17 protein-coding genes are annotated in these 20145 nt (G+C 62.1%); 9 read left to right on the top strand and 8 right to left on the bottom strand.

Annotation, left to right across the window (positions count from 1 at the left end; translation table 11 throughout):
• The first annotated feature begins 266 nt into the window (after positions 1–266).
• From speB to AC0L25_RS12330, 3 genes are read left to right on the top strand one after another with little or no spacing between them, the layout of a single operon-like run.
• Positions 267–1274, top strand: coding sequence for an agmatinase (gene speB, locus AC0L25_RS12320; RefSeq protein ID WP_292515208.1), 1008 nt, complete (start codon positions 267–269; stop codon positions 1272–1274).
• 27 nt (positions 1275–1301) lie between these two features.
• On the top strand, positions 1302–2234 hold the full coding sequence (gene argC, locus AC0L25_RS12325) for an N-acetyl-gamma-glutamyl-phosphate reductase (protein ID WP_473595730.1): 933 nt from the start codon (positions 1302–1304) through the stop codon (positions 2232–2234).
• Positions 2235–3074, top strand: coding sequence for an aminoglycoside phosphotransferase family protein (locus AC0L25_RS12330; protein WP_473595731.1), 840 nt, complete (start codon positions 2235–2237; stop codon positions 3072–3074). It begins immediately after the preceding gene.
• Here the strand turns inward: AC0L25_RS12330 and AC0L25_RS12335 are convergent.
• On the bottom strand, positions 3064–4155 hold the full coding sequence (locus AC0L25_RS12335) for a COX15/CtaA family protein (protein ID WP_473595732.1): 1092 nt from the start codon (positions 4153–4155) through the stop codon (positions 3064–3066). The two genes, AC0L25_RS12330 and AC0L25_RS12335, sit on opposite strands and share 11 nt — an antisense overlap.
• Before the next feature lie 152 nt (positions 4156–4307).
• Between AC0L25_RS12335 and AC0L25_RS12340 the strand changes: the two genes are divergently transcribed.
• Positions 4308–4526, top strand: coding sequence for a DUF2842 domain-containing protein (locus tag AC0L25_RS12340; RefSeq protein WP_023798362.1), 219 nt, complete (start codon positions 4308–4310; stop codon positions 4524–4526).
• A gap of 216 nt (positions 4527–4742) precedes the next feature.
• On the opposite strand, the gene AC0L25_RS12345 is transcribed toward AC0L25_RS12340, so the two are convergent.
• The 6 genes from AC0L25_RS12345 to AC0L25_RS12370 form a co-directional block, all read right to left on the bottom strand.
• Positions 4743–5891, bottom strand: coding sequence for a response regulator (locus tag AC0L25_RS12345; RefSeq protein WP_473595733.1), 1149 nt, complete (start codon positions 5889–5891; stop codon positions 4743–4745).
• A gap of 13 nt (positions 5892–5904) precedes the next feature.
• Entirely contained in the window at positions 5905–6270 is a 366-nt protein-coding gene (locus AC0L25_RS12350; protein WP_095519054.1) for a response regulator, read from the bottom strand.
• A complete protein-coding gene (locus AC0L25_RS12355; protein ID WP_473595734.1) occupies positions 6267–8243 on the bottom strand; it encodes a sensor histidine kinase in 1977 nt (658 codons plus the stop codon). Before AC0L25_RS12355 ends, AC0L25_RS12350 begins: the two co-directional genes overlap by 4 nt.
• Before the next feature lie 97 nt (positions 8244–8340).
• Positions 8341–8928 carry an SCO family protein gene (locus AC0L25_RS12360; protein ID WP_473595735.1) on the bottom strand — a complete coding sequence of 196 codons (588 nt, stop codon included), beginning with the start codon at positions 8926–8928 and terminating at the stop codon, positions 8341–8343.
• Positions 8925–9932 (bottom strand): ABC transporter substrate-binding protein, encoded by a 1008-nt coding sequence (locus AC0L25_RS12365; protein ID WP_473595736.1) that lies wholly within the window; start codon positions 9930–9932, stop codon positions 8925–8927. The genes AC0L25_RS12360 and AC0L25_RS12365 overlap by 4 nt, the downstream gene beginning before the upstream one ends.
• A gap of 565 nt (positions 9933–10497) precedes the next feature.
• Positions 10498–11553 (bottom strand): polysaccharide deacetylase family protein, encoded by a 1056-nt coding sequence (locus tag AC0L25_RS12370; RefSeq protein ID WP_473595737.1) that lies wholly within the window; start codon positions 11551–11553, stop codon positions 10498–10500.
• A gap of 91 nt (positions 11554–11644) precedes the next feature.
• On the opposite strand from AC0L25_RS12370, the gene AC0L25_RS12375 reads away from it, so the two are divergent.
• Entirely contained in the window at positions 11645–12874 is a 1230-nt protein-coding gene (locus AC0L25_RS12375; protein WP_473595738.1) for a GNAT family N-acetyltransferase, read from the top strand.
• A gap of 25 nt (positions 12875–12899) precedes the next feature.
• Here AC0L25_RS12375 and AC0L25_RS12380 read toward each other — a convergent pair whose 3' ends face one another.
• Complete coding sequence (locus tag AC0L25_RS12380; RefSeq protein WP_473595739.1) at positions 12900–15086, bottom strand: GumC family protein; 2187 nt, start codon at positions 15084–15086, stop codon at positions 12900–12902.
• Between the two features lie 357 nt (positions 15087–15443).
• On the opposite strand from AC0L25_RS12380, the gene AC0L25_RS12385 reads away from it, so the two are divergent.
• The 4 genes from AC0L25_RS12385 (at position 15444) to AC0L25_RS12400 (ending at position 20042) form a co-directional block, all read left to right on the top strand.
• Positions 15444–16007, top strand: coding sequence for a polysaccharide biosynthesis/export family protein (locus AC0L25_RS12385; RefSeq protein ID WP_095495842.1), 564 nt, complete (start codon positions 15444–15446; stop codon positions 16005–16007).
• A gap of 5 nt (positions 16008–16012) precedes the next feature.
• Complete coding sequence (locus AC0L25_RS12390; RefSeq protein WP_473595740.1) at positions 16013–17143, top strand: glycosyltransferase family 4 protein; 1131 nt, start codon at positions 16013–16015, stop codon at positions 17141–17143.
• A 107-nt stretch (positions 17144–17250) separates the two neighbouring features.
• The gene (locus AC0L25_RS12395; protein WP_473595741.1) at positions 17251–18786 is read left to right on the top strand and encodes an undecaprenyl-phosphate glucose phosphotransferase; all 1536 of its coding nucleotides are present in this window, start codon (positions 17251–17253) and stop codon (positions 18784–18786) included.
• The gene (locus tag AC0L25_RS12400) at positions 18783–20042 is read left to right on the top strand and encodes an O-antigen ligase family protein (protein WP_473595742.1); all 1260 of its coding nucleotides are present in this window, start codon (positions 18783–18785) and stop codon (positions 20040–20042) included. Before AC0L25_RS12395 ends, AC0L25_RS12400 begins: the two co-directional genes overlap by 4 nt.
• Positions 20043–20145 lie beyond the last annotated feature (103 nt).

The raw sequence follows: 20145 nt of genomic DNA on the forward strand, positions 1-20145 counted from the left end.
GAGATCGATGCCGCCGTCCTGGCGGTCGGTGGGCCGGCTTGGCGCGCCCGTATCTGTTCCGCTCCGCGGCCGGCACCATCCCATTAGACTGACGGCTGTTCGGTTGTATTTATGCCTACCTACGCAATTTGCGGTTTGCGATGCGGGCTCACCTGGCAAGCAAGAATTTGTGACCGAGCTCGAATGGCCATACCCCTCGGAGGGGGGTCGCATTTCTGAGAATTATATCCAATAAGGTTGCGCCTCGACGCACAGGAGATCGCTTCATGCCGAACACCAACATCGACCACGCCTTCACCGCCCGGGCCAGGACGGGTGCGTCGTTCGAGCCGACCTATGCCGGCGCACTGTCGTTCATGCGACGCAAATACACGAAGGACGTGAAGGGCGCGGACGCGGTGGTGTGGGGCATCCCCTTCGACGCCGCCGTCACCAACCGTCCGGGCGCGCGTTTCGGGCCGCAGGCGATTCGCCGCGCCTCGACCATCCTCGACAATGATCCGCAGTATCCGTTTTCGCGCGATCTGTTCGAACATCTCGCCGTGGTCGACTATGGCGATTGCCTGCTCGACAGCGGCAATCACCAGAAGACACCGGGGACGATCGAGCGCGAGGCGGCAAAGATCCTGAAATCCGGCGCCTTCCTGCTATCGCTCGGCGGCGACCATTTCGTCACCTGGCCGCTGCTCAAGGCGCATGCCGCTATCCACGGCCCGCTGGCCATGGTGCAGTTCGACGCTCACCAGGACACCTGGCCGGATGATGGCAAACGCATCGACCATGGCTCCTTCGTCGGCCGCGCGGTCAAGGAGGGCATTATCGACCCAGACCGTTCGATCCAGATCGGCATCCGCACCCATGCGCCTGACACATTCGGCATCAAGATCCTGTACGGCCACGAAGTCGAGGACATGCGCGCGTCCGATATCGCCTATGCCATCGTGGACCGCACCGGCGGCAAGAAAGCCTATGTCACCTTCGATATCGATTGCCTGGACCCGGCCTTCGCGCCCGGCACCGGCACCCCGGTCGCCGGCGGGCCGTCCTCGGCAAAAATCCTGTCGGTGCTGCGCCAGATCAATCAGGTCGATATCGTCGGCGCCGATGTCGTGGAGGTTGCGCCGGCCTATGATCACGCCGATATAACGGCAATTGCCGGGTCGACGGTGGCCATGCACTATCTCGGGCTGCTGGCGGAACGAAAGGCTCGACTCGAAGAGCTGAACAGCGGCAATCACGTCGTTGCCGGATTAAATCAGGCAAGCGGCATTTAACTGAGATAACAGGAATTCAGGCAGGCAATGAAACCGAAAATCTTCATCGACGGCGAGCACGGCACCACCGGTCTCCAGATCAGGGCGCTGCTGGCCGAGCGCGGCGACCTGGAGATAATTTCCATTCCGAGCGAGCGCCGCAAGGAACCGGCAGCTAGAGCCGAGTTCCTCAATGCCGCCGATGTCGCGATCCTGTGCCTGCCGGACGCAGCCGCGAAAGAAAGCGTCTCGCTGATCACCAACGACACCACCAGGGTTATCGACGCCTCGACTGCGCATCGAGTGGCCGAAGGCTGGGAATACGGTTTCGCCGAAATGGACAAGGATCAGGCGCGGAAAATCGCCTCCGCGAAGCGCGTCGCCAATCCGGGCTGCTGGCCGCAAGGCCCGATCGCAACGCTCAGACCGCTGGTGGCGGCCGGGCTGTTGCCGCCGGATTTTCCAGTCACCGTCAACGGCATTACGGGCTATTCGGGCGGCGGCCGGCCGATGATCGAGGACTATGTCGCCAAGGGCGAGGATGCGTCGGAATTCCTGCCCTACGGGCTGACCCTGCAGCACAAGCATGTGCCGGAGCTCAGGACATATGCGAAGCTGTCGCATGACCCGATCATGCAGCCGGCGGTCGGCAATTTCGCGCAAGGTATGATCACAGTGGTGCCGCTGCAGCTCGGCGGCCTCGACTATGTGCCGACCGGCGCCGAACTTCATGCGGCAATTGCCGACCATTTCGCTGCGATCGATGGCGGCGTGGTCGAGGTGGCGCCCTATACGAATCTTGAGCGCGTGCCGGAGATCGATCCCGAAATCCATAACGGCACCAATCGGATGAAGCTCTATGTCTTCGCCAATGACGACAGGGCCCAGGCGCTGCTGCTCGCCGTCTACGACAATCTCGGCAAGGGCGCCTCGGGTGCTGCCGTGCAGAACATGGATCTGATGCTCGGCCTCAAGCACTGAATGGACGCTCCGGCATTTCCAAAACGCTGGAACGTCAGCGCGCCAGAACTGATTGCCGAGACGTTCAGCAGCCGCATCTGGAAGGTTTTTCGCGCGGACGGCTCGCCGGCGATCGTCAAGGCCCTCAAAGCTTTCGACGACGTCGAAGACGAGTTGCGCGGCGAGCATTTCCTCGCCTGGCGGCGCGGCGAAGGCGCAGTGCGGCTGCTCGGCCGCGACGGCCACTGCATGCTGCTCGAATATGCCGGCGAAACCTTGCTGTCACAGGTACTCGCGGAGCAAGGAGACAATGCCGCCACCGCAATCGCGACCGAAGTGATGGCAAGGCTGTTCTCGCCATCCGACCACCCTGCCCCACCGGATCTTCAGCCGCTGCGGGTACGGTTTTCCAGCCTGTTCAAGAAGGCGAAGATCGATCGCGACGCCGGCGAAAAGAGCTTCTATGTCGAAGCGGCTGCGACCGCGGACCGGCTGTTGGCCGATCCTGTCGACGTGCTGCCGCTGCATGGCGACCTGCATCACGACAACATCATGCAGGGGCCGCGCGGCTGGCTGGCGATCGACCCGAAGGGCGTTCTCGGCGATCCCGGCTTCGATGCGGCGAACATGTTCTACAACCCGCTCGACCGCGACGACCTTTGCAGCGATCTCCGGCGAATTGCCCACATGGCCGAGATCTTCGCCAAGACGCTCGGCCAAACGCCGCCAGCCATTCTGGATCATGCCATCGCCTATGGCTGCCTGTCGGCATCATGGCATCATGAAGACGGCAATGCGGTCGAGGAAAGCCGCGAATTGTTCATTGCCACGGCGATCAGGACGGTGCGGCTCAGCCTCTGACGGCGATCTGGTTGGGCAGGGGATAAGCGCCCTTAGTGCCGCGCCAATGCGCTGCGGCAAACCCCAGCAGTACAAGCGCGAATGCCTGATGCGTCAGCGCCATGTGCAGCGATACCTGCATCAGCAGCGTGCCGATGCCGATCAAGGCCTGCACCAGCACCAGCAGAAACAGCACCGTCGCGCGGCGCGCATGCGTCGTTCCGGGTTGGCGGCGGTGCGTCGCGATCATGTGCCAAAGTGCAGCGACTGACATCGTGTAGGCGCCGAGCCGGTGGATGAACTGAACCGTCTTCGGGCTCTCAAAGAAATTGCGCCATGCCGGCTCGAGGATCAACAGATCGTCGGGGATGAGCTGGCCGTCCATTAGCGGCCAGGTGTTGTAGCTCAGGCCGGCATCGAGCCCGGCGACCAGCCCGCCGAGATAGATCTGGATCAGCGCCAGCAGCACCAGAAAGCCGGCCAGACGCTGCGTCGAACGGTCGGCGGCGGGCTCGGAGTGTGGGGCCAATCCACGCGAGACCACCATGGTTGCGGCGAAGATCAGCGCGGCCAGCGTCAGATGCGTCGCCAGCCGGTACTGGCTGACCGAGACCCGGTCGACCAGCCCGGACGCCACCATCCACCAGCCGATCGCGCCCTGCAGGGCGCCGAGGACGAGGATGCCGATCAGCTTCGGCCCAAGGCCGCGCTCGATGCGGCGCGTCGCCCAGAAAAACACCAGCGGCACCGCAAAAACCAGGCCGACACCGCGCGCCAGGATCCGGTGCACCCATTCCCACCAGAAGATCGACTTGAACGCGTCGATGCTCATGCCTTTGTTAAGCTCGGCATATTGCGGGATCTGCTGGTAGCGCTGGAATTCCTCCTGCCATTCGGCGTCGTTGAGCGGTGGGATGATGCCGTGGATCGGCTTCCATTCGGTGATCGACAAGCCGGACTCAGTGAGCCTGGTGGCGCCGCCGACCAGCACCAGTACAAACAGCACCAGAAGCACGACGTAGAGCCAGCCGCGCACCAGCGCCCGGTTGCGCAGGTCGCGGTCGCGGGCCACGAAAGGCGCGGCAGCTGAGATGGCAGCCATAAGCTTGTCCCGGCAGGTTGCAGTCGCGGATTGGTGAACCATCGCAATCCCGCTGGCAAGACCAGACAGCGCGGCACGCCGTCGCGCCGCTTCTTGGCTGTTGCGTGCCTCTTCCGTTGGGCCTAAGCGATAGCGATCAACGGGATCGCGAAATGCCCATTCGCCTGAAAAAGCTGATCGGAACAATCCTGCTGGTGGCGCTGGTCATCGTCTATGCGCTGGTCGCATCGATTGTGGCGGTTGCCCAACTGGCGGAATCGGGACCGTGGGCGCATTTCCTGTTCTTCCTGCTCAGCGGCATGCTCTGGGTGCTGCCGGCCATGGGCATCATCAAATGGCTGATCCTGGAGCCCCCGCGCCCGAAGAATTGAGGTTTGCTCGCCGCCGCTAGATGGTGAAAGCCTGACGCTTGCTGCCCGAGGGAGATCAGGGTGGTTTTCTGCCTTCCATGTCGCCGATCGGAACGCGCAGGCAGCGCCAAGGGTTGCCGTTCGCTTGCTGCCGACGGAACGACCGCTTTCCACCGTTGCGGTCATTTCATGCCGTCGTTCGGTCCGCGCGGGTCACTCATTGGGCTGCGTTCATCACTAACTTGACCGGCCAAGCCACCGGACAACTTCGTAAGCCAGCATAGGGCGGCGAAACCCCTTCAGCGTCAGTTCGCCAACTGGAACGGATTCGACCAATGATTCGACGGCGCCAAGAACCCGTTGGCTGACGAGAATCTGGCCAGACCTGGCCTCCTCGCACAATCGGGCCGCGTGGTTCGACACGGTGCCGATCACCGCATAGTCCGCGCGCTGATCGAAACCGATCCGCCCGATGGTGGCGTGGCCCCGGGCGATGCCGATTCCGAAGCCAAGCAAGTAGTCCCGTTTGCGCCATCGCTCTGAATGCTCGTCAATAGCGTCACGCATCGCCGCGGCCATTGAGACAGCCCTCTCGGTGTGATCGGCACAGGGTAGCGGATCATTGAAAACCACAACGATGCCGTCGCCCACGAACCGCTCCAAAGTCCCCTCGTGACGGACGATTTGTTCGCCGAGACAGGAATGGTACTCGCCAAGCACCGTCATTACTTCCTCGGGCTCGGCAGTCTCGGCGAAGGCTGTAAAGCCGCGCAGATCGCAGAAAACGACGGTCACCTCGCGACGGTGGCTTTGAAGAAGCGCGTCGCCATTCCCCGCCGCAACAATAAGGTCGGCGACCTGCGCGGGCAGAAACCGTCGGAGCCGGCCCATCCGCTCGATCTCCGCAACCTGCTCCGCCACTGTTTGCTCCAGGGAGCGATTCCATGCAGCCAATTGCGCTGCCTGGTCTTCGAGGAGTCGCGTCTGGCTCTCTACGGTATCGTAAAGCGTCTTCTGGCGCAGCATCGACCGCACCCGCGCCACCAGGGCCCTGTGGTCGAACGGCTTGGTTAGATAGTCGTCGCCACCGGCATCCAATCCCTCGACTACATCCCGCGTATCGGCTTTTGCGGTGACAAGGATAACCGGGATCGATCGCAGCGAAACGTCTGCCTTGAGCATCCGCACGACGCTTATCCCGTCGAGCTTCGGCATCATGATGTCGAGGAGGATCAGATCCGGCTTGAGACTGCGCACCTTCGCAAGCCCCTCTTCGCCGTCCGCTGCAGTCACCACTTCGTAGCCATTCGCCTCGAGGCGCATGCGCAGGATTTCGAGATTTTCCGGCGTATCGTCGACTGCGAGAATGCGAGGCGGATCGTGCAAGGCCCTGTCTCCTCTAGGAAAGCAACTCCCGGATCTTGGCAAGCAGCTGGCGCGGACTGAATGGCTTGGCAATGTAGCCATCGCACCCGGCAGCAAGGGCTTTCGCCTCATCGCCCGATAATGCGTAGGAGGTGACGGCGACTATCGGAATATGCCGGAGCGCCGGGTCAGCCTTTATGCGGCGGGCAGCTTCATATCCGTCGATCACCGGAAGCTGAATGTCCATCAGGATCAGGTCCGGCTTCTCAGCTGCAGCGGCAGCGACACCGGCAGCACCGTCCGCGGCCTCGATCAGTTCGTATTCGGTGGTGGCGATGAGATCGCGTATGATCTGCCGGTTGTCCTCGGTGTCTTCCACCATCAGGATTCTCTTGCTCATGCTGCCTTCACATCCTCTCCCACTCGGATCGGTATTCTCATGCGGAATGTCGAGCCTGAACCGGGCACGGACTCGACGCCTATGGTTCCACCATGCATTTCCACGATACGCTTCGAGATCGCCAGGCCGAGACCCGTGCCGCCCTTCTGCCTGGTGCTGCTGCTATCGACCTGCTGGAATTCATCGAAGATGAGCCCCTGGTCTGTGGGTGCAATGCCAGGGCCCGTGTCGCGCACGATGATCTCGAAGTGGCCGTCGACCGCATCGGCAAGAATGTCGATCGCGCCCGTCTCGGTGAACTTGACGGCATTGCCGGCAAGATTGAGCAGGACTTGGGTCAGGCGGCGTTCGTCCCCGCGGCCCAGCGGAAGATTTTCGCCGACGGTCGCACCGAGCGAAAGCCCTTTTGAACGCGCCAGCGGCTCCACAGCTGTAACGGTCGATCGAACAATTTGCCCAACGGAATAATCCTCGAGCGCCAGCGTGAGCTGGCCCGCTTCGATCTTTGAAAGATCGAGCACGTCGTTGATGAGCCCCAGCAGATGACGGCCGTTTGCTTGCACGCGCGCCACCGTCGTCTTGGCCTTGTCCGGGAGCTCGCCGTAAATCCCGTCGACCAGCAATTCGGTGAAGCCCAGAACCGAATTGAGCGGCGTCCTGAGCTCGTGGCTCATATTCGCGAGGAACTGAGACTTATGGCGGCTGGCTGCCTCCAGCTCCCGGCCTTTTTCCTCAATCTCGCGGAACAGCTTCGCGTTGTGAATGGCAAGCACCGATTGAGCTGCAAAGGTTTCCATCAGATGGACGACTTGCTCGTCGAATTCACCTTGCTTCCGGCGCCTGACGACGAGCGCGCCGACGATCTTGTTCGGTCTGAGCAGTGGAACCACCAAGACGCTGCGATATCCGGCGTCGAGGATGACTTGCTGAACGGGAGACGGCGTACTTTTGCTGAGATCGGGAACCTGGACGGGGGCGCGGCGCCGTGCGGCGTCGCCGATCTCCTGATCGTTCAATCCGATCGGCTGCTCGGAGATCGCGGCAATGAGCTCGTCGCTCATCCCATAAGTTGCGCGAGAGCGGAATTGTTGCCTGGTGCTGCTGAACACATAGATAGTGCCCGCATCCGTGTCCGACAATTGAACCGCCTTCGCTACGAGCGTCTGTAGCACCGTGTCGAGATCGAGCGTCGAATTGACCGCCTTACTGACTTCTCCGAGCGCCTCCAGTTCGGCGACCGAGCGTGCGAGCTCGGCCGTTCGGGCCTGCACCTCTTGGTAAAGCCGCCCTAGCTGCTCGGACGTCTGGTTGACATTGCCGGCAAGCACTCCGAGCTCGTCTCGATTGGCGACGGCAACCTGTTGCGCAAAATCGCCGGCCGCGATCTGGCGCAATCGCGTCTCGATCTTCTTGACCGGCTCGATCAATGACCAGGAAATGATGTAGCCAAGCCCCAGCGCCAGCAGAATACTGCCCACCGCAAAAGAGACCACGATCAGTCGGGAGGTCCCGTACGCCCCCTCGGTCGTTTCGATTGCCGCCACCATGTCGGCTTCGGCCGTGTTGACCAGTTGGTTGGTCAGCCGCTCCAGGCGGTCGGCCGAGGGCATGATCTCAGCCTGCTGAACCGTACGCGCCTCCTCCGTGCGGCCGGCACGGAAGAGCTCCACGACATGCGTCACGTCGGCCGTAAATTGGTCGTACTCTTGCCGGACCTGGCCGAGCACTTGCGCCTCACTTTCGGCGACGAACTCCATGCGGTCGAGGTCGTAGCCAAACTGGTTGAGCTGGCGCAGCGCTGCATCCAGCATTCGGTCGTCCTGAAGCAAAAGTGCGGTCGAGATGCTGTAGAGTTGGTTCGTCGTGTCGTGCTGAACCTGGCGGTAGGCTGCGATCCGGCGCTGCAGCTTGATCAACTCGTTTGTTTGATCGTTGACCCCGCTCAACACCTGCAACCCGACGGCCCCGAGCACGATCAGCAGGCCGACGATCGACAGAAACGCGATCAGGAGCTTGGTCTGGACGCGGGCCGGCAGCCGCGCAACCCAGCCCACCAGCCGGTTTGTGATGTTATTTGGATTCGTCCAAGAGGCTGAGAAGGTCATCCCGGAACTCCTCCAAGTCGAACCGGACGCCGAGATACTGTACGCGCAAGGTGCCAATCGGGTCTATGAGCGACGTCAGAAATGTGTGATCGACGTCTCCCTCCGCCACCTTCCTCGCGAAGATGCTGTACTTGCGTCCGACCTCACGGATGATCGTCGGATCGCCGGTGAGAAACGCCCAACCGTCCAGATCAGCGCCGAAGTCCTGTGCATATTGCTTCAGCACTTCGGGCGTATCGTGCTCCGGATCGACGGTGATCGAAACGAAGGCAACCCTGGGCCCGAACGCAGAACCTAGCTTGTCCTGCACGTGCGCCATGTTGGCGGTGAGCATCGGGCAGAGGTCAGTGCAGGAAGCATAGATGAAAGTGACGGCGACCACCTTGCCGCGAAAGTCGTGGAGCGACACGCGCGCCCCATCCTGTGAGGTCAGGGTAAAGTCGGGCGCCGGCCCAATCGTCGGCAGACGCTGGTCGTGCGGCGCTTCATGCGCCTGCACTGGCCAGGAAAACAGCACCGCCAGCAACAGAATACGTGCCGGCCAACCGTTCACGTCTTCAACTCGCGCTTCAACTCGTCGAGGAAGCGCCAATCCGTTCCGTTGGCGATAATCTGGTGGGGGCTCGTCTTGATCATGCCGGCCTCATGCAGGCGCAAGGCGTAAAACCGTACGGTGTCCTCGGGCTCGTATTCGCGCCACTTGCCATAAGGCACTTCGTTCATCGTCTGCAGGGCATAGTCATAGTTGGCGGTGAACCCGCTATCGACGATCTGTTGCGCGACGCGCTGCGGCTCTGCGACGCAGAGGTCTGCCGCCTTGAGAATGGCGCGCAAGACGCGCTTGGTGGCGACAGGGTTGTTCCGAACGAACTCCGCATTGCCCGCCAGCATGCAGCAGAAGTACTGCGACCAGGGACGATCGACAGCACTATTTACGACCACATGGCCGATGCTGCGGGCGCGCAGCTCCTGAGGCTCCGGCGGAAAGCCGAGGAACGCATCGACCTTTCCTTTGACGAAAAGCTCCATGGGCCTGACGGATGGACTGGTGATCCAGCGGATGTCCTTTTGTGGGTCAAGCCCGACATAGGCGGCCATGCTGGTGACAAATATGTACGGCGTTGAACCAAGGCCCTGTACGCCGACGGTCTTGCCCTTCAGGTCCGTGATGCCGCGAATGCTTTCGTTTCCGAACAGTTCAAAGCAGCCGGGGTGCACGCCCGCCAGCATCGTGATCGGGTCACCGGCATCGATCGCAAGAACGAGCGGCGCAGCGAAATTCAAACTGAAATCCACCTCGCCGCGCGCCATCTTCTCCGACTGGCCATAACCTGGTTCCGCGGCCACATAGCGGACGTCGGTGAATCCCTCCAAGTGCAGCAGCTCCTCGGCAACGTATTGGGGTGCAATGCAGATGCCGCTGTTCTTTACCAGCCGGATAGTGGTTGTTTCTAACGGTGCTTCGGCCGCGGACGATTCCGGTGTGCCGACCAGACCCGCGGCGGCTGCCAACGTGGCGCTTGCCAGGAAACGGCGTCGGCTTAGCATGATCTGCATGGTGCTCTCCTCCTTGGAAAAAGCACTGAGTGCGCTGCGGCTCGCTTAGATCAAATCGTCGAGGAGTCGCGAGTTCAGGCCTGCCAATAACGTGCGGCGATTTTGAACGATCTGCATCGAACGCACCCTCTCCGAACCGCAAATAATGATCGCGGCCGGAATCTAGTCAAAGATCCCGGCAAAGGCGGACATTCTCAGAAGCGCGCCGAACAGCTGCTAATTGGAGCGCCCCTATCTCAAGGCGGGAGTCTTACGCTCTCATTCGCTGGCTCGTCGTTAAGTCCCGGCCAGCGATCGGTAACCATACGCCCTATCTGCGCTCGTGGCGAGGGCAAAGCTCTTAGCCAGCCCGGAACCTTAGGCGGAAATCCTCGCAGTTGCCAAAAGCGGACGACCTAATTGATTTGGTGACCGCAAAATGGCGGCTTTGGGATACCTGTTCGAGACGTTCGATCTCGCCTCATTTGGGCGACTGGATTGGGTCACCACGCTCTCTTGACCTGCCATCAGGGATGGCCCGCAAGGGGTCGGTTCTGGCCGTCCACCGGTACCAATTGTCTCACCACTAGATGGTGACAAGCATCTTGCCGGCATTGGCCAGCGGCGTCGTCACACCCGACAGCATCGTGCGGATATGGGCAACGCTCTGATAGCGACCGTTGACCGAAATGCGCGGCAGCGCCTGCAGGAAGCCGGCATGTTCGGCGCGCAGCACGCCGTGACGCGTCGTCACCGCCGAGGCATAGCCGGCGTCGCGGGCAAAGCCGACTTCGCGGTCGCCAACGGCGCTGGCATAGCCATAGGGATAGGCGAAATGGCGCGGCGCCTCGCCGAGTTCGGCCTGCAATATGCGCCTGACGTCGTCGACCTCATGCCGCGCATCGGTTTCGGAAAGCCGCTTCAGATTGCGATGATTGATGGTGTGCGCGCCGATCGTCACCAGCGGATGCCCTGCCATGATGCGGATCTCGTCCCAGTTCATCAAAGTGCTCTGGCGCCCGTCCAATTCGATTCCGTTCGACCGCGCCAATTCGCGCAGCACCGCGCGCTGGTCCTCCTCGCGGACCTCCAGCGTCAGATAATCGTGCAGGCGCGCAAAGGCCTGGAGTTTCTTGCCCGGGGTCGAGCAGTCGATCGTCACCGGACCGTTCTGTGTTGTCAGACTCAACCGGTCCCGCGCGCTGACGATGTCCTCGACCACCTCCCACCATAGATCGGCGGTGCCGTTTATCAGCCCCGGTGCGACATAGATGGTAACCGGCGCGCCGTGCTTTTCCAGCACCGGCAGCGCTTCGGTCATGTTGTCGCGGTAGGCGTCGTCGGCGGTGATCGCCGCAAACTGGCCACCCTTGCCGCCGCCTTTGATGCGTTCGATCGCCTCGTCCAGCGTGACGAATGTATAGCCGTGCGCCTTCATGTCGGCGATCACGGCGTCGAGGAACTCAGGCGCGATGTTGAGATGCCGGTTGACGCTATCAGGTTTTTCCGGAGTGGCGGTGACCCGGTGCAGCATCAGGATGGCGCCGATGCCGCCGACAAACGGCTTGGCCAGCGGGGCAAGACCGGTATAGCGGACGACGCTGAGCGCCAGTTTCCGGAGTGCCTCGCCCCCGTCGATCATTCATTCACCTTTTGCGCCTAGGCTCATCCAAGCACGGAATGCGCCTATGCGCGCCCCCAATCGCGGTGAATACGCCCTAAAGGATTGAGGTATGGTTGACGCCACCGCGTCATTTGACGGCAATCGGCTCGAAGCAATGGACGCGGCGCCGCGCGCGTTGCCTGCGGATCATGCCGGCCTGTCGGTCTCGGTTGCCGACGGTGCGGCACTTGCGGCCTATGCCGAGTTCTGCCGTTCGGCGCTGTTCGCGCCGGCGCAGAGCCCGGCCTGGATCCTGAACTGGGCCAGATATGCCGAAGCGGACACCGTCTTAGTGACCCTGAGCAGTGACGGCCGACCGGTTTTTTCGTTGGCGCTGGACGTCACCAGCAGCGGCCGGTTCCGCGTCGCCCGCTTCATGGGCGGCCGCCATGCCAACGGCAATTTCGCCGCCGCCGACCCGACTTGGCTAACCAGGGCGGATGGCGCGGCAATTGGCTCGATGCTGGCGGCGATCGCCAGGGCGCGACCGGACATCGACCTCGTCGCACTGGAACGGCTGCTGCCCGATCTCGACGGCGTTGCCAATCCGCTTCTATCCTTCCCGCATTTTCCAAGCCCCAATCTGTCGCTGGCCGTCGACTTGGCGGGAGGTTTTGATGCACTGCTCTCCCGCGCGAGCGGCAAGCGCAGGCGCAAGAGGCACCGCTCGCAGGCGCGCAAGTTAGAAGCCGTCGGCAGCCACCGCCGCATCGAGGCCCAGACAGCGGACGAGGTGAACAGACTGCTCGACGCGTTTTTCGAGATGAAGGAGTTCCGCTTCCGCAAGATGGGCATCGCCAACGTCTTCGGTGAGCCGGAGGTTCGTGCTTTCTTCCACGCGCTGTTCGTCGAAGCGCTTTCCGACGACAAGCCGTCCTTCGTGCTGCATGGGCTCGAAGTCGCCGGCAAGCTTCGCGCCGTCACCGGATCGAGCCGCTCGGGAAAACGCCTGATCTGCGAGTTCGGAGCGATCGCCGACGACGACGTCGCCCATGCCAGCCCCGGCGACTTCCTGTTCTTCGACAACATCGAGGAAGCCTGCGAGAGGGGATTCGAGGTCTATGATTTCTCGGTCGGCGACGAACCCTACAAGCGGCTGTGGTGCGATATCGAGACCCAGCATTTCGAGGTCCTGATTCCGCTGACGATAAAGGGCCGCGCACTGGTGTTTGTCCTGCGGCAAAGCGCGCGCCTGAAAACCTTCGTCAAGAACAGCCCGACGATCTGGAAGCTGACCAAGATGCTGCGCCGCACGACGGCCGGACAGGCAGCACCTGCCGCGGGCGAAGACGACAGCTGATCGCTGCCGAGACTTCCGGGACGTCTCAGGCTGCGGAGCGCCGTCCGGGTACCGGCGTCCGTGGCGTCTCATAGCCGACCGGCGTCACCAGCGTCAGGTCGGGATAGCCGCTCTCGATCAGCTCAACTGCGGCCTGCGCCACCTCGTCGTCCGGCTCCAGCAGCGACAGGAAGACCTCGCTGCCTTCGCCGACAAGGCGGCTGATGCCTTGCGCATCGGCGGGCCCGCATTCGACCACGACCAGATCGTAGGCGGTGGTCAGCGACTGCATGATGATCGGCAGCCGGTCGGCGGCGCGCATGGCGCGGACCGGATCGGCGGTACCGACGGGAATGACGTGGCAGTCCGAATAGAGATCGGGATGGATCACGTCGCTGAACTGCGCTTCGGAGGCGAGCAGATTGGTAATGCCCGGGAACAGCCCGCTGTCCAGCATCGGCCGCGAGGCGGCGCCCGAAGCGGTGAGATCGAGCAGGAGCACACGCAGGCCGGCGTCGGAAACCTCCCGCGCCACCAGCACCGCCGAGGCGGCCGCCTGGTCGCCTTCCGGCGACACGAATATGGCGCGCGCCGCACCGCTTGTGATCAGTTTTTCCACCGCCCTGTCGATTTCGACCTCGCCAAGGGTGGGGCGCGCCGGCTCGACGTCCTCGCCAGTTGCCGGGGCAGTTGCTGGCGCCGCGGCAGCCGCTTCCGGCTCTGCCTGCGCTTCCGCCACCCGATGCTCGACGTCCTCGATATCGGCCGGTTCGTGATTGGGTTCGTGGGCAACCGGCATCGCGACCTGTTCGATCCGCTCGAAGCGGGCGCCGGCGGCAGGCCGCATGGCGCGACCCGAAAACAGCTCCTGCAGAAGCGTCACGATCGCCATGAACAGCAACGAACCGACGAACGCCGCACCGGCGATCGGCAGGATCTTCGGGAAATAGGGCTCAGACGGCGCCACCGCGCGGGAAAAGACGCGGGCGTCGACCGGCAGATAGTTGCTGTCCTTGCGCGAGGACGCCTCACGGTAACGGGTCAGGTAGGATTCGAGCAACTGCCGCTGGGCGGTCGCTTCGCGCTGCAGCGCATCCAGCTCGACCTGCTGGTCGCCGGCGCGCGCCGATGCAGCCTTCAGTGTGTTGACGTCGGCGACAAGCTGGTTTTCGCGGGCCTGGGCGGTCTGCGCCTGCGTCATCAGCCCTTTCATGATCTTTTCCGCCTCGTTGCGGATCTGGCGGTCGAGATCGGCAAGCTGCGACCTCAGCGCCCGGATGCGCGGATGATTGTCGAGCAACGAGGTGGAAAGGTCGGCGATGTTGGTCTTGAGCTCGACCTGCCGCTCGCGCAGCCGCTGGATGAGTTCGGAAGACAGCACCTCCGGTACCGCATCCAGCGAGCCGCCATTCTGCAGCGCCCTCCGTACGCTGTCGGCAATCGCTTCCGCCGAGGCGCGATTGGCCCGCACCCGCGACAATTCGCTGGACAGTTCGGAAAGCTGTTGCGTGGCCAGCACCGAATTGTTGCCGCCCATCAAAAGATCGGACTGGGCGCGGTAGCTTGCTACCTTGGCCTCGGCATCCTTCACCCGCTTCGACAGGTCGGCGATCTCCGGCGCCAGCCAGTCGGTTGCGGCGGAATTCGATTCGATGTTGGCATTGCCTTGGACGGAGATGTAGGCGTCGGCGATGGCGTTCGGAATTTCGGCGGCGAGCCTGGGATCTTCCGAGGAGAATTCGATGACGATAACGCGAGACTTTTCAACGCGATAGACGTTGAGCTTCTCGCGCATCTTCGCCAGCACGCGTTCTTCCGGCGGAATCTCGTTGGGGTCGCTTTTCAGGCCGGCGATGACAAGCAGACGGCTCAACACCGGCATATCCGCCGTCTCGTCGAACTCGGGAAGCCGTGACAAATTAAGCTTTTGCGCCACCTGCTTGAGGATGTCGGTCGAGGAAATCACCTCGACCTGGCTGGTCACGCCTTCCTCATCGAGAATCGGCTTGTCGTTGTCGTTGGTGCCGTCGGGGCGCGTGTAAACCGATTCGCGTGTCTCGATCAAAAGCCGCGTTTCGGCCCTGTAATGCGGCGTGGCGAGCCAGGTGAGCGCGAGCGCCAAGCCAGTTACTACAAGCGCGACGACAAAAATGCGGAGCCAGTTCCTCGCAAGGCTCGCGAAGAGCTGCCTGAGATCGACGTCGACATCTGCGGCCGCGGATTGAACGGACATGCATCCTACTCCGGTACTTAAAGCACGTCGCGTTGAACAGGTTCATGCAACGCGCTTTAAGCTCTTGTTTTCATGCATGTCGTTGTCGCAAAACCGCTGCGCACTTTTGGGCGACATGCATTGGTCAGGATGCACCGTAAACAACTATGGTAACTCAGCCGTTAATATCGCGGTAAGTATCTGTTAGGTTTTACTCGCAAGCGGCAACAAAAGCATCAAAACCGGCCGTCTTTGTCGGTTGCCCCGCTTCCGCTGCGCGCCTTTACCGGCCATTAACCCTAACGGGATGATAACGCACCTCGACCCACAGAGTTCGCCGCGGTGTAACAGCGGCCAGTCGAAGGTACATGTCCGGCCATGAAAAGCACTGCTTCCCTCTTCCGCGCGCTGCTCACCGTGTCGTTGCTTGCCGGCTGCTCCAGCTACCGGCCGGCGCCGGCCGCCTTTCATAAAATGCTCGATCAGCCCTATCGCCTCGGCGCCGGCGATCGGGTCCGCGTCACCGTGTTCGAGCAGGAAGGATTGACCAACGTCTACAGCGTCGATCAATCCGGTTACCTGTCCATCCCGCTCGTCGGCGCCGTACCGGCGCGCGGCCACACCGCACAGCAACTTGAAGGCGAGATCGCCGACAAATTACGCCAGGGTTACCTGCGCGATCCAGACGTTTCGGTCGAGATCGACCGCTACCGGCCGATCTTCATCATGGGTGAAGTCGGTGCCGCGGGCCAATACTCCTATGTTCCAGGCCTGACCGTACAAAAGGCGATTGCCATCGCCGGCGGTTTCAGCCCGCGCGCCAACCAGGAAAGCGTCGACATTACCCGCGACATCAACGGCAAGGTCATGACCGGTCGCGTGGCCACCTCCGACCCGCTTCTGCCCGGCGATACGGTCTACGTTCGCGAACGCCTGTTCTAGACGACGTGGCGGACACACTCAGGATCGTCCACTGCTTTCGCTCACCTGTCGGAGGGATTTTTCGTCACGTGCGCGACCTGACCGAGGCGCAGGTCGCCGCCGGGCATGCCGTCGGCATCGTCTGCGATTCGACGACGGGCGGCGATTTCGAGGAACATTTGTTCGAACAGATGAAGGGCAGAATGGCGCTCGGCATTCATCGTACGCCGATGCAGCGGCATGTCGGGCCGGGCGACCTCGCCTCGGCCTGGCGCACCTTCGGGATCATCAAGGAATTGCGGCCGGACGTGCTCCACGGGCACGGCGCCAAGGGTGGCGCCTATGCCCGCCTGTTCGGCTCATTGTTGCGGGTATCAAGGTCTCGCGTAGCCCGCCTTTATTCGCCTCACGGCGGCTCTCTTCATTATGACGAGACCACCGCCACGGGGAAGCTGTTCTTCGCGCTCGAACGGTTCATGGCGCGCTTCACCGACTATCTTCTGTTTGTCTCCGATTATGAAAGTCAGACATATCGCAGGAAGGTCGGCGAACCGCCCATCCCGAACAACCTTGTCTACAACGGCCTGAGCACCGCCGAGTTCGAGCCGGTGCGAACCGAGCTGAATGCGGCCGATGTCCTCTATATCGGCATGATGCGCGACCTCAAGGGACCGGACATCTTCATCGATGCGCTGGTCCTTGCCGGAACGCGGCTTGGCCGCCCGGTGAAAGCGGTGATGGTCGGCGACGGCGACGACCTGCCACGCTACCATGCGCAAGTGAAGCGGCTCGGGCTCGAAGACCATATGCGTTTCCTGCCGCCGATGCCGGCGCGCAAAGCCTTCGCACTGGCCGAACTGGTTGTCGTTCCCTCGCGTGCGGAAGCCATGCCTTACATCGTTCTGGAAACGCTCGCCGCTGGCAAATCGATGATCGCCACCGCCGTCGGCGGCATCCCGGAAATCTTCGGCGCCGGTTCCCCTGCCCTGATCCGGCCTGACCCGCGCGAACTCGGCGACAAGATGAGCGCGGCGCTGGCCGACCTCAATGCCTACAGCAGCCTGATGCCCGACACCGCCGACCTCAAGACGCGATTCGGCGCCGACGTGATGGCCGCCGCGATCGAGACGGCCTATTTCGCCGCGCTCAAGCGGTAACCCCAAAAGGGCGCTAACCCCAAAGCTTCTCCAAAGCCACCTGTTGTTTCAAGGGTTTCTTAGCTCTCTTTTGCTATTCACCTGAGGGAAGCTTTGCGGATGCACCCATGAACGAGATCGATCCCGCACGCCGCTTTTCGATAGACGCGGTGCGCAAATTCGACGGCCCGGCCAGCAGCGATAATCTTGGCGGGATGAACGACGTCGCCCGTCAGGTCGCGTCGCAATATAGGCGCGATACCATGTCGCCGATCATGGTCAGCGGCGTCTTGCGCATGGTCGAATTCGCGCTGCTGTTCCTGTCGGGTCTCTGCGTCTATTTTTACTATGTCGGCTTCTTCAGCCACCTCGCCTGGCAATACCCGCTGACGATCGCCGCCGCCTCGTTCCTCGCAGTGGTGCTGCTCGACGTCACCGACTGCTACCAGGTCGTCTCGTTGATGCGGCCGCTCGCCAATTTCGGCCGTCTCCTGCTGGTCTGGGCCGGCACCTTCGCCTTGATGGCGCTGACGGCATTCGCCATGAAGATGTCGGAAGACTATTCGCGCCTGTTTTTCGGCACCTGGTTCGTCGTCGGCTTCATGCTGATCTTCGGCCTCAGGCTGCTGATGTCGAAGCTGATCCGGCGCTGGGCGCGCGACGGGCGCATGGAGCGCCGCGCCGTCATCGTCGGCGGCGGCACGGCGGCGGAAGCCCTGATCCGCTCCGTCGAAAAGCAACCCTACAACGACATCCGCATCTGCGGCATCTTCGACGACCGCAGCGACAAGCGCTCGCCACCCATCGTCGCCGGGTATCCGAAGCTCGGCACCGTTTCCGAGCTCATCGAGTTCGCCCGCATCGCCCGTATCGACATGCTGATCGTGTCGCTGCCGCTGACCGCCGAATCGCGTGTCCTGCAGCTTTTGAAGAAGCTGTGGGTGCTGCCGGTCGATATCCGGCTCTCGGCGCATTCGAACGCGCTGCAGTTCCGGCCGCGCGCCTATTCCTATATCGGCTCGGTGCCGATGCTCGATATCTTCGACAAGCCGATCAACGACTGGGATTCGGTCGCCAAGCGCGCCTTCGACATCGTCTTCTCGATCATCGGCATCATCGTATTCTCGCCGGTCATGCTGGTGACCGCGATCGCCATCAAGCTCGACAGCAAGGGACCGGTGCTGTTCCACCAGAAGCGGCATGGCTTCAACAACGAGACCATCGAGGTCTACAAGTTCCGTTCGATGTACACGGACAAGGCGGACCCGACCGCCAAGCAGACGGTGACCAAGAACGACCCGCGTGTCACCCGCGTCGGCCGCTTCATCCGCAAGACCTCGATCGACGAGCTGCCGCAGTTCTTCAATTCGCTTTTCGGTTCGCTGTCGCTGGTCGGCCCGCGCCCGCATGCCATTGCTGCCCAGTCGCACAACCTTCTGTACAATGAGGTGGTCGACGGCTATTTCGCGCGCCACAAGGTCAAGCCCGGCGTCACCGGCTGGGCGCAGATCAATGGCTGGCGCGGCGAGATGGATACCAACGAGAAGATCCGCATGCGGACCGAATACGACCTCTATTACATCGAGAACTGGTCGCTGCTGTTCGATCTGAGGATTCTGTTCCTGACGCCGATCCGGCTGCTCAATACGGAAAATGCCTATTGAGCGCAGTCACGCATGGACTGCCGCCGGCCGTGGTCAACGCCAAGCTGATCGCGTTGATTGCGTCGGGCGCGGTTTTCCTCGGTGTCTTCCTGTCCGGCTTCGTCATCGCCGAGCCGGCGCCATACGACCTCTACATGGTCGGACTGATGGCAGTGTGGGGCTTGTTCGGCCTGCGCATATCGCGCGCGGCGGCGCCGCTGCTGGTGCTGCTGGTGGTCATGAACATCGGCGGCATGATCTCGATGACCCAGATGTCGGATATTGCCGGCATCCCGCTCTATCTCGCCGTGTCGCTGTTCCTTGCCTTCACCGCGGTGTTCTTCGCCTCGGTGACATCAGTCCAGCCCAATCGCTACCGGGTGATCTTCCTGGCATATGTGATGTCGGCGGTGCTGACCTCGCTGCTTGGGATAGCGGGCTATTTCCATGCCTTCCCGGGGGCGGAAATCTTCACCAAATACGACCGCGCCACCGGCGCCTTCCAGGATCCGAACGTGTTCGGGCCGTTCCTGGTGCTGCCCGGCATCTACCTGCTCTATCTCCTGCTGACAGGCCCTATCTCACGCATGCCCTTGCTGGCGCTGCCGCTGCTGATCATCACGGCCGGCATTTTCTTCTCCTTCTCGCGCGGCGCCTGGGGCATGTTCGGCGTTTCGGCGATCCTTCTCACCGGCGCCCTGTTCCTGCAGAGCAACAGCGGCATGTTCCGGCTGCGTGTCGTCGTCATGACCATCGCCGCCATTTCACTGCTGGTCATCGCGATGCTCGTCATCCTGCAGCTGCCGGGCGTCTCGGAGATGTTTTCCAGCCGTGCCCAGCTGGAACAGAGCTATGATACCGCCCGCCTCGGCCGTTTCGCCCGCTACACAATCGGTTTCCAGATGGCGCTGGAGCATCCGCTCGGCATCGGCCCGCTCGTCTTCGGCACGATTTTCGGCGAGGACACGCACGACATCTGGCTAAAAATGCTGATGGACTATGGCTGGCTCGGCTTCGTCTCGTTCCTGACGCTGACCTGCTGGACGATAGCGGCCGGCTTCCGCATTCTCCTGCGCAGCAGGCCGTGGCAGCCCTATCTTCTGTGCGCCTATGTCGCCTTCATCGGCAATATCGGGCTGGGCACCTTCATCGACATCGATCACTGGCGCCACGTCTATCTGCTGCTCGGCCTGATCTGGGGCGCCATCGCGCTCGAATACCGCCACCAGCGGCAGTTGCGGCCGGCGGCGCTGCCTTCGCCGGCGGCTAGGGCATGATGGATTTCTGGGGGCAAGTCTAAGTCTGCCCGACCTGAGACATAGGTGACGTTTTGTACCGGACACATAGGTAACACTTTTGGCTTTTGGCCGGAGGTGTTGA

The sequence above is a fragment of the Mesorhizobium sp. WSM4813 genome (assembly GCF_055811555.1).

What these genes read in the sequence shown, in the direction of transcription:
- AC0L25_RS12380 (WP_473595739.1), bottom strand. Translation starts at nt 15,086, where the DNA reads ATGTCCGTTCAATCCGCGGCCGCAGATGTCGACGTCGATCTCAGGCAG.
- argC (WP_473595730.1), top strand. Translation starts at nt 1,302, where the DNA reads ATGAAACCGAAAATCTTCATCGACGGCGAGCACGGCACCACCGGTCTC.
- AC0L25_RS12375 (WP_473595738.1), top strand. Translation starts at nt 11,645, where the DNA reads ATGGTTGACGCCACCGCGTCATTTGACGGCAATCGGCTCGAAGCAATG.
- AC0L25_RS12350 (WP_095519054.1), bottom strand. Translation starts at nt 6,270, where the DNA reads ATGAGCAAGAGAATCCTGATGGTGGAAGACACCGAGGACAACCGGCAG.
- AC0L25_RS12340 (WP_023798362.1), top strand. Translation starts at nt 4,308, where the DNA reads ATGCCCATTCGCCTGAAAAAGCTGATCGGAACAATCCTGCTGGTGGCG.
- AC0L25_RS12330 (WP_473595731.1), top strand. Translation starts at nt 2,235, where the DNA reads ATGGACGCTCCGGCATTTCCAAAACGCTGGAACGTCAGCGCGCCAGAA.
- AC0L25_RS12335 (WP_473595732.1), bottom strand. Translation starts at nt 4,155, where the DNA reads ATGGCTGCCATCTCAGCTGCCGCGCCTTTCGTGGCCCGCGACCGCGAC.
- AC0L25_RS12365 (WP_473595736.1), bottom strand. Translation starts at nt 9,932, where the DNA reads ATGCAGATCATGCTAAGCCGACGCCGTTTCCTGGCAAGCGCCACGTTG.
- AC0L25_RS12395 (WP_473595741.1), top strand. Translation starts at nt 17,251, where the DNA reads ATGAACGAGATCGATCCCGCACGCCGCTTTTCGATAGACGCGGTGCGC.
- speB (WP_292515208.1), top strand. Translation starts at nt 267, where the DNA reads ATGCCGAACACCAACATCGACCACGCCTTCACCGCCCGGGCCAGGACG.
- AC0L25_RS12370 (WP_473595737.1), bottom strand. Translation starts at nt 11,553, where the DNA reads ATGATCGACGGGGGCGAGGCACTCCGGAAACTGGCGCTCAGCGTCGTC.
- AC0L25_RS12385 (WP_095495842.1), top strand. Translation starts at nt 15,444, where the DNA reads ATGAAAAGCACTGCTTCCCTCTTCCGCGCGCTGCTCACCGTGTCGTTG.